We start from the raw sequence: 12033 nt of genomic DNA, 5'->3' as shown, positions 1-12033 counted from the left end.
TCGGGACCGGCACTGGGAAACGCACGCTCCCCCGGCGCGCGGAAGGGGCCGGATCCCTCCCGGGATCCGGCCCCTTCCTCTGCGACAAGCAGTGCCGTCAGCCGCGCAGGGCCTGGACCGCAGCTTCGAGCCGCTTGCCGAAGTCACCGTCCGCCTGGCGGAAGTTGTCGATCGCGCGCTCGGCGATGTCGTCACGCGACACCTTGGCGATGAAGCCCGCCAGGTTGTCGATCAGACGGCCCTTCTCGTCGTCCGACATCAGGCGGTAGAGGTTGCCCGCCTGGACGAAGTCGTTGTCCTCGGAGTGGACCGGGGCCGCGTGGTCGCCGGTCACGCCGGTCACCGGGATCGGCTGCCACAGCGCGCGGTCCGTCTGGTGCGGGCCGCCGAAGCTGTTCGGCTCGTAGTTCTTCGCGCCCTTGTGGCGGCCGTCGTACAGGAAGCCGTCACGGGAGTTGGTGCGCGCCTCGGTGGCGTGCGGGCGGTTCACCGGCAGGTGGTCGGCGTTGATGCCGACGCGGTAGCGGTGGGCGTCGCCGTACGCGAAGAGACGGCCCTGGAGCATCTTGTCCGGGGAGGGACCGATGCCCGGGACGAAGTGGGCGGGGCTGAAGACGGACTGCTCGACCTCGGCGAAGATGTTCTCCGGGTTGCGGTTGAGCTCCAGCTTGCCGATCTCGATCGGCGGGTAGTCCTCGTGCGGCCACACCTTGGTGAGGTCGAACGGGTTGAAGCGGTAGGTCGCCGCCTCGGCCGCCGGCATGATCTGCACCTGCACGGTCCACGTCGGGAAGTCACCGCGCTCGATGGCCTCACGCAGGTCGCGCTGGTGGGAGTCCGGGTCCTCACCGGCGAGCTTGTCGGCCTCTGCCTGGGTGAGGTTCTTGATGCCCTGGTCGGTCTTGAAGTGGTACTTGACCCAGAAGACCTCGCCGGCCTCGTTGTTCCACTGATAGGTGTGGGAGCCGTAGCCGTTCATGTGGCGGTACGAGGCCGGAATGCCACGGTCGCCGAACAGCCAGGTCACCTGGTGGGTGGACTCGGGCGAAAGTCCCCAGAAGTCCCAGACGTTGTCCGCCTCCTGGGATCCGGTGTACGGGTCGCGCTTCTGGGTGTGGATGAAGTCGGGGAACTTGATGGCGTCCTTGATGAAGAACACCGGGGTGTTGTTGCCGACGAGGTCGTAGTTGCCCTCTTCGGTGTAGAACTTCAGCGCCCAGCCGCGCGGGTCGCGCACGGCGTCGGCCGAGCCGAGGTTGCCTGCGACGGTCGAGAAGCGCAGGAAGGTCTCGGTCTGCTTGCCGACCTCGGAGAGGAACTTCGCGCGGGTCCACTGCGAGACGTCGCGGGTCAGTGTGAAGGTGCCGTAGGCGCCCGCCCCACGCGCGTGGACGACGCGCTCCGGGATGCGCTCGCGGTTGAAGTGCGCGAGCTTCTCGAGCAGCAGCTGGTCCTGGACGAGCACCGGCCCGCCGACGCCCGCGGTCTCGCTGTTCTGGTTGTCGGCGACCGGAGCCCCGGCCTCCGTGGTGAGCGGTCCCTGCGTCACGTGCGCCTCCTGCGTCATGTACTGCCCAGTCGTTCCCGCACACGACCTGTCCTTGGCGTGCGCTGGTCCTGATCCTACAATGGACAATGTCTAAGTCAAGCGAACATCCAAAGTCACACTTGTTCGGGATGCGACTCCCACCACTGTTAGGCTGGTGCTCATGAGTGACCTGTTGGAACGACTCCGCGGACGCGGCTGGCGCATGACGGCCCAGCGGCGTGTCGTGGCCGAGGTCCTCGACGGCGAACACGTGCATCTGACCGCCGACGAGGTGCACGCCCGAGCCGTGAAGCTGCTGCCCGAGATCTCCCGGGCGACCGTCTACAACACCCTGGGCGAGCTGGTGACCCTCGGTGAGGTGCTCGAGGTGTCGACCGACCGTCGCGCCAAGCGGTACGACCCGAACGCCCACCGCCCTCACCAGCACCTGGTCTGCGCCCGCTGCGGCGCGATCCGCGACGTGCACCCGGTGGGCAATCCCCTGGCCGACCTCCCGGACACGGAGCGCTTCGGCTTCACGATCTCCGACGTCGAGGTGACGTACCGGGGCACCTGCCCGAACTGCGCCGCCGGGTGACATAGGTCACAAGGACATACGGACAGCGAAGAGGCCCCCCGATGCCGGCATCGGGGGGCCTCTTCGCGTGCGGTCCGGCACGGGGCACCGTCCATCAGGAGGCACCGTCCAGCACGAACACCGAAGGCCCGGATCCAAGGATCCGGGCCTTCGGTTTCAGTAGCGGGGACAGGATTTGAACCTGCGACCTCTGGGTTATGAGCCCAGCGAGCTACCGAGCTGCTCCACCCCGCGGCGATGAACACAACATTACGTCACCCCGCCGACCAGCGCAAATCCCTTAGGGCCCGGTCCGGACAGCCCTTAAGCGGTGAGCTCCTGGAGCAGGGCCTCACGCAGTCGTGCGGCCCGCTCCGCGACCTCCGCGGGGCCGAGCTCGACGGCCCTGGCGCACCACCGCTGGCCCTCGGCCAGCTCTCCCCGGCGGGCGGCGAGCAGCGCCAGCCGCAGTGCGGCCCTGCCGTGCCCGGCCCGCGCGGCCCGCGTCCACCACAGCGATGCCTCACGCTCGCTGCCCTCGCGGGCGAGCAGGAGCCCGAGGTTGAACGCGCCGCTGCGGCTGCCCGCCTCCGCCGCCTCGCGGTACCAGCGGGCGGCGTCGGCCATGTCACCGCGGGCGGCGGCCAGCATGCCCACCCGCACCTGGGCGCGACGGTGGCCCTGCTCCGCGGCCCGCTCGTACCACTCCTCGCACTCGCTCTTCTCCGCCACGGGCTCCCCGAGCGCCGGCGGTCCGGGCGGCGGGCGGCGGGCGTCCAGCACGCTGGCGAGCCGGAACGCCGCCTCCGCGCTGCCGCCGCCCGCGGCGCAGCGCAGATGGCGCTCCGCGCCCTGCTCGTCACCGTCCCTGAGCAGGGCGATGCCGACCTGGAGCGCCGCCTCCGTGTGCCCCGCCGCGGCGGCCCGCTCGTACCAGGTGAGAGCCGTACGGTCGTCGTCGCGGCCGGCGTGGAGGATGCCCAGGTTGAAAGCGGCGTCCACACTGCCGGCCTCCGCCGCCTTGGAGAACCACGGCTCGGCGCCGACCGGGTCGCCCGCCTGAAGCAGCAGGACGGCGAGCGCGTTGGCGGCCTCGCGGTGTCCGGCGTAGGCGGCCCGGCGGTACCACTGCTCGGCCTGGGCCGTACGGTCCTGGGCGGCGCAGAGCAGACCCAGGTTGTACGCACCGTTGACGTCGCCCGCGTCCATGGCGGCGCGGTACCAGCGCTCCGCCGTCTGCGACTCGCCCCTGGCCGCGTGCAGCGCGCCGAGGGCGTTGGCCGCGTTGCCGTCGCCCTCCTGGGCGGCTCGCAGCCACCACACGGCCGCGCTCTCCTCGTCGCCCGCGTCGCGCAGCAGGAAGGCGAGCGCGCAGGCGGCACGGGCCTCGCCGTCCTTGGCGGCCGTGAGATACCAGCGTCCGGCCTCCTTCAGCCGGCCGCGCCTCTCGAGGATCGCCCCCAGGTGCAGGGCGGCGCGGCGGTGGCCTCGTGCGGCGGCCTGCCGGTACCACTGGGCGGCCTCGTCGAGCAGGGCACCGCCCTGATCCACGGGCCGCTCCTGCGCGCCGGAGCCGCTCGCACCGGGACGGCCGTCACGTACCCGGCGTCCGGCAGGGTGCTCGCCCGCCGCGGGCCCGACGTCGGCGAGCACGCGCAGGGCGGGGTCGGTCGGCCCGACGGCGCCCGGGCCCGTCGCGGCGGCCGCGGACTCGTCGCGACGCGCCTCCGGCCGTCCCGCACCGCCCTTGGACACACCGGCGGGCCGCGCTCCGTCCTCACCGCGGCGGGGACGCCGCACGGCGTCCCTCGCGGTACCCGGCTCCACCGGGCCCGTGCCGACCAGCCTCCCGACGCCGTCGGTCGTGCGGCACTCCTCCGCCGCCCGGCGCTCCAGGGCACGGGCCAGCCGGTACGCCGCCTCGCGGTGGCCCTGCTCCGCGGCCGTACGCAGCCAGCGCTCGGCGCCCACGTCGCTACGGTGCTCCAGCAGGTCGGCGAGTGCGTACGCGCCGAGGGCGTGGCCCTGCTCCGCGGACTGGCGCAGCCAGTACTCGGCGGCCGGCTCGTCGCCCCGCTCGCGGAAGTGACGTCCCAGGGCGTGCGCGGCGGCGGCGGATCCGGCAACGGCGGCGATCCGCCACCAGCCGGCCGCCTCGTCCGCGTAGCCGCGCTGGTGGAGGAGCACGCCGAGGTTGTTGGCCGCGGCGCGGTCCCCGTCGGCGGTGGCGCCCCGCAGATAGGGCTCCGCGCCGTCGAGGTCTCCGCGGCGCAGCAGCAGCGCGCCGAGGACGCTCATCGCCGCGGTGTCACCGGCGTCGGCAGCGCTCCGGTGGCGCGCCTCCGCGCCGGCGGTCTCCACCGTGTCGGCGCTGTCGTCGTCCGTGTTGTCGTGGCCGGCGTTGTCGTGACCGGTGTCGCTCCGGCCCTGGCCCGTGTGGTCGGCACGGACCGCGGCGTCGATCGCGTCCGCCACGTTTCCGGCATGCGGCTGCACAAACCGCCCTGTCTCCAACAGAGTTGCCCTGTCCCCCATAAATTCCATCGTCGCACCACCTGCAACCCGCGTACACCTGGTATACCGCAGCCAGTGAGGTCACTTCAGCGTTTTGTCGACATGCCCACAGAGAGATAAGTCAAACACGTTCGGGCCCAACTCACGGCGCACGGCGCGCACTTCGGCGTCACAAAGATGAGCGCAGGCATGAAGAAGGCCCGGATCCTGAAGGATCCGGGCCCTCTTCTTCAGTAGCGGGGACAGGATTTGAACCTGCGACCTCTGGGTTATGAGCCCAGCGAGCTACCGAGCTGCTCCACCCCGCGTCGTTGTGTTGCAACCGTACCACGACGCGGGATGGTGCCTGCTCGGCCCTGTGGTCCTCAGTCCCCGGGCGCCCCTTCGTCCGGTTTGGCGTCCGGTTTGGCGTCCGGCTCGGCGCCGGGCGTCGCCTCCGAACCCGGCGCGGACTCCGGCTGCGCCTTCTGCGCGTCGGCCGCCCGCTGCAGAGCGGCCTCCAGAGCGGCCTGTGCCTTGCCGTAGGCGGCCCAGTCCGTCGGGTTCTTCTCGAGGGCCGCCCTGGCGTCGTCGTACGCCTTCTGGGCGTCCGCGATGGCGTCCTGGAGCGCGGCGTCACCGGTGGCCGGCGGCTCGGTGGGCGGCTCGTCCGGTTCGGCCGGCGGGGTCTCCTCGTCCGGTGCCCCCTCCGCGCCGAAGACCTGACCGAGCGCGCCGGCGAGGTCGTCGGCGAAACCGATCTTCTGGCCGTAGACGACCGCGACCTTGCTCAGCAGCGGGAACTCGGATCCGCGTCCCTGGGCGTAGATGGGTTCGACGTACAGGAAGCCTCTGTCGAGCGGGACCGTCAGCAGATTGCCGTACTTGATCGTCGAATCCGCGCCCTTGAGGTCACGGACGTAGGTGGCGATGGGCCCGTGCCGGTTGAGCCGGCTCTGCACCTGTTCAGGTCCGTCGACGTTGTCGTCCGTCACCCGCAGCAGCTGGATCCGGCCGTAGTCGCTGCTCTTGGCGTCGGCGTCGACCGCCATGAAGGCCCGGAGGTTGGGCCGTCCACTGGGGGTGAACGTCGTCGTGAGCGAGAACTGCTGCGCCTGGTCGCCCGGCAGCTTCATCGACAGGTAGTACGGCGGAACCGCGTTGCTGTCCGACTTCGTCGGGTCGTTGGGCACCTGCCAGGCGTCACTCGCGTTGTAGAACTGGCCGGCGTCCGTGACGTGGTAGAGGGCGAGCAGCTCGCGCTGCACCTTGAACATGTCCTGCGGGTAGCGCAGGTGCTCCCGCAGCTCCTCCGGAATGTCGCCCTTGGCCTTCACCGTGCCGGGGAAGGCCTTCTTCCAGGTCTTGAGCACCGGGTCGTTCTCGTCCCACTCGTACAGCGTGACGGTGCCGTCGTAGGCGTCGACGGTGGCCTTCACCGAGTTGCGGATGTAGTTGACCTGGTTCTGCTGAGCGACCACCGCGCGCTGCCGGTCGGTGAGCGAGTCGGCCGTGGTGTCCCCCAGCGTCGTACGCGAGGCGTAGGGGTAGCCGTTGGTGGTCGTGTAGGCGTCGATGACCCACTGGATCCGCTTGCCGATCACGGCGGGGTACGCGTCGCCGTCGATCGTCAGCCAGGGGGCCACCGCCTCGACGCGCTCCTTGGGCGTGCGGTTGTAGAGGATCTTCGAACCGTCGCCGATGGCGCCCGAGTACATGATCTGCGGCTCGCTGAAGGCCACGGCGTACGCGGCGCGGTTGAGCGGGCCGGAGAGGTCGATGCCACCCTTGCCCTTGTAGCTCGTGGTGACCTGGCCGCCGCCGTCCCGCTCGTAGTCCAGCTCCTTCTGGGGGCCGCCCACGATCGAGTACTGCGTGGTCTTCTCGCCGTAGTAGATCCGCTGCTCGTAGTCGCCGAGCATGCCCTTGGTCGGCAGGCCCGAATCCGTGAAGTCCGGGGCGCCGCTCGTGCCCTCGGCGGTGTCGGTGCCCTTGGCCGTGACAGCGCCGAAGCCGTGGGTGTAGGTGAAGTGGTCGTTGATCCAGTTGCGCTTGTCGACGCCCGCGAGGTTGAGCTCGCGCAGACCGATGACCGTGTCCTGGCCCTTGTAGCGGTCGACGTCCAGGGTCGCCGGGAACTGGTAGTACTTACGCTCCTGCTCCAGCTGCTGGAACGTCGGCGACACGATGTTCGGGTCGTTCATGCGGTAACTGGCGGCGTCGTCCGCGTTCTTCCGCTGCTGGTCGGGGTCCTTCACCTGACCCTTGCCCAGGTAGTCCGCGGGCTTGACGCCGTCGATCCCGTAGGCCTTGCGCGTCGCCTCGATGTTCTTCTCGATGTACGGCGCTTCCTTGGCCTGCTCGTTCGGCTGGACCTGGAACTTCTGCACTATGGCCGGGTACAGGCCACCGATCAGGATCGCCGACAGCACCATCAGGCCGAAGCCGATCACCGGCAGCTGCCACGTGCGGCGCCACAGCGTCGCGAAGAACAGCAGCGCGCAGATGACGGCGATGCAGAACAGGATCGTCTTCGCCGGCAGGTAGGCGTTGGCGTCGACGTAGCGCAGGCCCGTCCAGTTGTCGGTCGCCTTGAAGTCACTGGACTTCACCGCCAGCCCGTAGCGGTCCAGCCAGTACGCCACGGCCTTCAACGCGACGAACAGGCCGAGCAGCACCGACAGATGGCCGGTGGCCGCGGCGGTCGCACGGGCGCCCGGGCTGGTGATGCGCAGCCCGCCGTACAGGTAGTGGGTCAGCGCGGCGGCGATCAGCGACAGCACGACGGCCGCGAAGCCGAAGCCGAGCAGGAACCGGTACCAGGGGAGATCGAACGCGTAGAACGCGACATCCATCTGGAACTGGGGGTCCTTCTGACCGAAGGAGACTCCGTTGACCCACATCAGCCACGTACGCCACTGGCTCGTGGCGGAGGCTCCGGCGATCAGCCCGACCAGAGCGGTGATCGCGAGCAGCACCCACTTCTTGTACGGGGCGATGCCCATGCGGTACCGGTCGAGGCTCTGCTGCTCCAGCGACATCGCGCTGAGCGGCGGCCGCAGCCGGTGGGCCAGCCAGATGTTCACCCCGACGGCGGTCGCCATCAGCAGACCGAAGACGGCGAACAGCCCGATCTTGGTCCACAGGGTGGTGGTGAACACGGACGAGTAGTCGACCGAGCGGTACCAGAGCCAGTCGGTCCAGAACCCGGAGAACATGACGAACACCATGGCCAGGACGGCCAGGACACCCAGTGTCATGAGCAGGGTGCGGACGCGCCGGGAGGGCCGGCCCACTCTGATCCGTGGCCCTGTCGGGCCTCCGCCGCGGTCCGGCATCTGGAAAGCCAACGTGCGCCCCTCGAAGTTCGCGGTTGTGTGAATCGGGCCCCGCGATCGTAGAGCCCACTCATGCAACTTACTGAGGCTTTACCTAGTTCCCGTCGCGGGGCAGGAAGGAGGCAGGATATTGACCATGCCCAACGATTCCTCTTCCGGCCCCCCGATGGCCGCGAGCCCGCTCACCCGCGCCGTGCTCGAGATCGACGAGTACGCCTCCGGTCTCGGCTGGGACCAGCCGGCCCGGCTCTTCGCTCTCGTCGACACCCTTCAGCTGCGCTCCCAGGAGCCGGGCCTCGCCCGCCAGCTCGGTCTGGACGGCGCTGACGACGCCGCGCCGCTCACCCCGGTCGAGCAGGACGAGATCCCTGCCGGCACCCCGCTCGACGAGTTCCTCGGCACCCTCGCCTGGCCCGACGCGGTGGCCGGCTGCGCCCTGACCGTGGAGCGCCTGATGCTGCCGCCCTCCGCGGAGGCCTCCGTGCCGGTCGGCCTCGACGACGCGGCCCTCACCAAGTGGGTCGCCGAGCACCCGGACCGTCAGGAGGTCCGGATGACGGTGGCCGTGCTGCGCGACGGCACCCGGGAGTCCGCGCTGCGGCTGCGGGAGAAGGACTCCCCGACCGAGGTGCTGACGGGAGCAGGGCTGGTGCCGGGGCTGGCCGAGGCCCTGGCCGCCACCTTCGAGGCGTAGGACCTCCGCACATACCGGCGCCGCGCCCCTGACGGGGCGCGGCGTCGCTGTTCGCGGTGCGGCGTCGCTGTTCGCCGTGCGGTGTCGCTGTTCGCGGTGCGGTGTCAGCCCGCCGAGCAGCTCGGCAGGCCCGAGGTGGCACCCGAGTTGATCTTGACCAGCGACTTCCGCGCGTCCTCGATGGTGTCCACCTTCACCAGCGTCAGTCCGTCCGGGATGTCGGAGACCGCGGAAGCGCAGTTGTCGCTGGGGGTGAGGAAGTACTCCGCGCCCGCGTTGCGCGCGCCGACGAGCTTCATCTCGATGCCGCCGATCGGCCCGACCTTGCCGGACTCGTCGATGGTGCCCGTGCCGGCGACGAACTTGCCGCCGGTCAGATCGTCGGAGGTGAGCTTGTCGACGATGCCGAGCGCGAACATCAGACCGGCGCTCGGTCCGCCGACGTCGGCCAGATTGATGTCGATCTCGAACGGGAACGTGTGGTCGGTGCCCGCCTGGATCCCGACGATCGCCCGGCCGTCGTCCTCCGCCTTCACCGTCGGGACGGTGACCTTCTCGGTGCCCGTCGGCTCCTTGCCCGCCTTCTCCGCGGCGGCCGCCTCGTCCGCGGGCACCACGGTGAAGACGACGTCCTCTCCGGGCTTGTGCTTCACGACGAGCTTGGCGACGTCCTCGGGCTGCTTGACCGCGGTGCCGTCGACGGCACGGATCACGTCCCCGGCGTGGAGCCTGTTCTGCGACGGCGATCCCTTGACTACGGAGGAGACGACGACGCGGGCCTTGACCGGCATCTTCAGCTCACGCAGGGCGGCGACCTTGGCGCTCTCCTGGGACTGGCTGAACTCCTCGGCGTTCTCCTGCGTCGACTCCTCCTCCGTCTTCCCGTTCGGATAGAGGGTGTCGTGCGGCACGACGACATTGTCGTGTGCCACCCAGCCGTAGACCGCCTCGAGGAGATTCATCTGGTAGTCGGCGCCGGTGACCCTGACCGTCGTCATGTTGAGGTGGCCGGTCGTCGGATACGTCTTGTGGCCCGAGATGTCGAGCACCGGCTCGCCGTCCGCGGACCCGAGAGTGTTCACCGTCGGTCCGGGCGACATCTCCGCGTAAGGGACTTTGAGGAACACGCCTGCGCAGAGCAGCGCAATGAAGATGAGGGTGGAGGCGAGCATCGTCGCGGTGCGGCGTGGCATGGAACGACAGTACGGGACATGCCTGTGGACGCACCGTCGGGGCCGGGCCGTCCGTGGCCGCCCGGCGGCCCCGGAAGGGGGCGGTCAGGAGCGTACGGCGTCGGTGCCGGAGGCGGTCTTGTCCATCGCGTCACGGAAGCGGGCGTAGCCCGCGAGCTCCGCCACGTCACCGCTTGTACGGTCTCGCGAAGCCCAGCTCGCCCATATCGCCGCACCGACAGCAGCGAACAGCGGGATCAGCAACCAAGCCAGAACTGCCATCGCGACCTCCCTACCCCATGAGCACACGCAACCGAGTGATCAGCAGATTAGTCATCTGCCGGTTCAACGCTCACGGCAGGGGTGGGGTTACGCAAATCGGGCGGATGGGTACTGACCGCGTTTCAGCGGATGGATACCGGAAAATCATTCCGGCCGGCAGCCCTCAGCAAGCACCCACCCACTCCTCCGTGCCGTCGGAGAACCGCTGGTGCTTCCAGATCGGCACCTCGTGCTTGAGGTCGTCGATCAGCTTCCGGCAGGCCTCGAACGCCTCGCCCCGGTGGGGGCAGGACACGGCGACGACCACGGCGAGATCCCCGACCGCGAGGTCACCCACACGGTGGACAGCGGCGAGCGCCCGGACGGGATATTCGGCGGCGACCTTCTCCGCGATGCGGCGCATCTCCGCCTCCGCGGTGGGATGGCAGGAGTAACCGAGGGTGTCGACATCGGCGCCACCGTCGTGGTTGCGCACGGTGCCGACGAACAGCGCGGTGCCACCCGCCGCGTCGTCGCCGACCGCCGCGAAGACCTCGTCGAGGGAGAGCGGCGTGTCACGGATCGCCAGCAGACGGATCGGGTCCTGCGCCGCCTGCTCACCTGGGTGGTCGTACGTGCTTGCCATGCCGTCCATCGTGCCGCACGGCACCGACAACGCGGAATAGCGGGTTCGACCGTTCGGTGACGATCCCTACAGCCTCCCGTGCCCGCCGCCTCAGATCCTCCGCCGTGCCTTGCGCGCCCGGCGGACCAGGGCCGCCGTGCCGAGCAGCGCGACCGTGGCACCCGCCGCGCCCGCGGCCGTGGCGTCCTTGCGGCCGAGGCGGCGGCCTGCCACCGTGTGCCGGCCCTCCACCTCCTCCAGGAGCGCGGCCAGCACCTCCTCGTTGGTCCACTGCGGACGCCAGCCGGCGTCGTGAAGGCCGCTCACGCTCACGACCCAGGGGTGCATCGTGTAGGCGAGGTCCCCGGCGGGCGACGGCGTGAGCCCGATCCGGTGGAGACGGGCCGCAGCGCCCAGGGCGACCGCCGAGGGCAGCTCCATGCGCCGGATGCCGCTGAGCTCCTCGACCTCCTCCTGCTCCAGCCACCCGTCGCAGCCCACGGCGAGCTCGCCCTCGACCTTCTCGAGGGCGGCGTACTCGAGCGCGCTCACCAGGTCCTCCACATGACAGAACTGCCAGGTGGGGCGTGATCCGGCGACCACGAGCAGCCGCGGCGACTCGAAGTAGCGGGTGAGCGCGGTGTCGGTGCCGCCCACGAGGACGGCGGGCCTGACCACGGTGACGTTGAGACCGGGGTGGGCGCGCGGGGCCCTGCGGGCCAGCCGCTCGATCTCCAGGAGGTCGCCGACACCCGTGGCCTCCGCGGTGGCACGCAGTTCCGCGTCCTCCGAGAGAGGGACGTCGTTGTCGGGATGTGCCCCGTAGACCATGGCGGAGGTGCACAGGACGACACGGTGGACGCCGGCGGCAGCGGCGGCCGTCAGCACCGTCTGGGTGCCGCGCACGTTGTAGGCGGTCCGTGCGGCGGGATCGGACTCCAGGTCGAGGTCGAGCGCCAGATGCACCACGACGTCGACGCCGCGCAGCTTCTCGGCGATGGCCGGGTCCCGCACATCGAGGATGTGCCACTGGGCCTCGGACACCTCGCCCCGGCGTTCGTCCAGGGCAACGACCTGCTTGACCTCCTCCGACGCGGCCAGGCGCCTCGTGAGGAGGTCGCCGACGCCGGTGGCGGCGCCGGTGACGGCTACGACGGGGCCACGGCCCGACGGCCCGCGGCCCCCGGTCGGGGTTGAGTGGTTTCGCGCTGCGCGAACCTGCGGATCTGGGGAACTCACCAGGCGTCTCCAGCGGTTGTCTTCAGTACGTGAGCGAATGACGCATACGCACCAGGTGGCGTCCATCCTGCCGCAGGCCCAGTGTCGGCGGAGCATCGAGCCCGTA

The 12033-nt window shown here is 70.3% G+C and carries 9 protein-coding genes and 2 tRNA genes; 2 read left to right on the top strand and 9 right to left on the bottom strand.

Annotation, left to right across the window (positions count from 1 at the left end; translation table 11 throughout):
- Window positions 1-97 precede the first annotated feature (97 nt).
- Complete coding sequence (locus tag AB0K36_RS13165) at window positions 98-1549, bottom strand: catalase (protein WP_364592517.1); 1452 nt, start codon at window positions 1547-1549, stop codon at window positions 98-100.
- Between the two features lie 160 nt (window positions 1550-1709).
- Between AB0K36_RS13165 and AB0K36_RS13160 the strand changes: the two genes are divergently transcribed.
- On the top strand, window positions 1710-2126 hold the full coding sequence (locus AB0K36_RS13160; RefSeq protein ID WP_364592514.1) for a Fur family transcriptional regulator: 417 nt from the start codon (window positions 1710-1712) through the stop codon (window positions 2124-2126).
- Window positions 2127-2286: 160 nt separating this feature from the next.
- On the opposite strand, the gene AB0K36_RS13155 is transcribed toward AB0K36_RS13160, so the two are convergent.
- The 4 genes from AB0K36_RS13155 to AB0K36_RS13140 form a co-directional block, all read right to left on the bottom strand.
- Window positions 2287-2360: transfer RNA gene (locus tag AB0K36_RS13155), tRNA-Met, on the bottom strand.
- A gap of 69 nt (window positions 2361-2429) precedes the next feature.
- Window positions 2430-4649, bottom strand: a complete 2220-nt coding sequence (locus tag AB0K36_RS13150) for a sel1 repeat family protein (RefSeq protein WP_364592511.1) — start codon at window positions 4647-4649, stop codon at window positions 2430-2432.
- Window positions 4650-4853: 204 nt separating this feature from the next.
- A tRNA-Met gene (locus AB0K36_RS13145) sits at window positions 4854-4927 on the bottom strand.
- Window positions 4928-4984: 57 nt separating this feature from the next.
- A complete protein-coding gene (locus AB0K36_RS13140) occupies window positions 4985-7936 on the bottom strand; it encodes a UPF0182 family membrane protein (protein ID WP_364592729.1) in 2952 nt (983 codons plus the stop codon).
- Window positions 7937-8072: 136 nt separating this feature from the next.
- Between AB0K36_RS13140 and AB0K36_RS13135 the strand changes: the two genes are divergently transcribed.
- On the top strand, window positions 8073-8630 hold the full coding sequence (locus AB0K36_RS13135; protein WP_364592508.1) for a PPA1309 family protein: 558 nt from the start codon (window positions 8073-8075) through the stop codon (window positions 8628-8630).
- Window positions 8631-8734: 104 nt separating this feature from the next.
- On the opposite strand, the gene AB0K36_RS13130 is transcribed toward AB0K36_RS13135, so the two are convergent.
- The 4 genes from AB0K36_RS13130 to AB0K36_RS13115 all read right to left on the bottom strand — a co-directional run bounded on the left by AB0K36_RS13130 (window position 8735) and on the right by AB0K36_RS13115 (window position 11927).
- Window positions 8735-9823 carry a YlbL family protein gene (locus tag AB0K36_RS13130; RefSeq protein ID WP_364592505.1) on the bottom strand — a complete coding sequence of 363 codons (1089 nt, stop codon included), beginning with the start codon at window positions 9821-9823 and terminating at the stop codon, window positions 8735-8737.
- 84 nt (window positions 9824-9907) lie between these two features.
- On the bottom strand, window positions 9908-10084 hold the full coding sequence (locus tag AB0K36_RS13125) for a hypothetical protein (RefSeq protein WP_364592502.1): 177 nt from the start codon (window positions 10082-10084) through the stop codon (window positions 9908-9910).
- A gap of 163 nt (window positions 10085-10247) precedes the next feature.
- Window positions 10248-10709, bottom strand: a complete 462-nt coding sequence (locus AB0K36_RS13120) for a molybdenum cofactor biosynthesis protein MoaE (protein ID WP_189466103.1) — start codon at window positions 10707-10709, stop codon at window positions 10248-10250.
- A gap of 90 nt (window positions 10710-10799) precedes the next feature.
- Window positions 10800-11927, bottom strand: coding sequence for an SDR family oxidoreductase (locus AB0K36_RS13115; RefSeq protein WP_189466105.1), 1128 nt, complete (start codon window positions 11925-11927; stop codon window positions 10800-10802).
- Window positions 11928-12033 lie beyond the last annotated feature (106 nt).

Source organism: Streptomyces kurssanovii, assembly GCF_040677245.1.
Lineage (GTDB): Bacteria > Actinomycetota > Actinomycetes > Streptomycetales > Streptomycetaceae > Streptomyces > Streptomyces kurssanovii.
This window is presented reverse-complemented; position numbering and strand designations above follow the sequence as displayed.

Coding starts and splice junctions, on each gene's coding strand:
- AB0K36_RS13125 (WP_364592502.1), bottom strand. CDS start 10,084: ATGGCAGTTCTGGCTTGGTTGCTGATCCCGCTGTTCGCTGCTGTCGGT.
- AB0K36_RS13140 (WP_364592729.1), bottom strand. CDS start 7,936: ATGCCGGACCGCGGCGGAGGCCCGACAGGGCCACGGATCAGAGTGGGC.
- AB0K36_RS13160 (WP_364592514.1), top strand. CDS start 1,710: ATGAGTGACCTGTTGGAACGACTCCGCGGACGCGGCTGGCGCATGACG.
- AB0K36_RS13135 (WP_364592508.1), top strand. CDS start 8,073: ATGCCCAACGATTCCTCTTCCGGCCCCCCGATGGCCGCGAGCCCGCTC.
- AB0K36_RS13150 (WP_364592511.1), bottom strand. CDS start 4,649: ATGGAATTTATGGGGGACAGGGCAACTCTGTTGGAGACAGGGCGGTTT.
- AB0K36_RS13120 (WP_189466103.1), bottom strand. CDS start 10,709: ATGGCAAGCACGTACGACCACCCAGGTGAGCAGGCGGCGCAGGACCCG.
- AB0K36_RS13130 (WP_364592505.1), bottom strand. CDS start 9,823: ATGCCACGCCGCACCGCGACGATGCTCGCCTCCACCCTCATCTTCATT.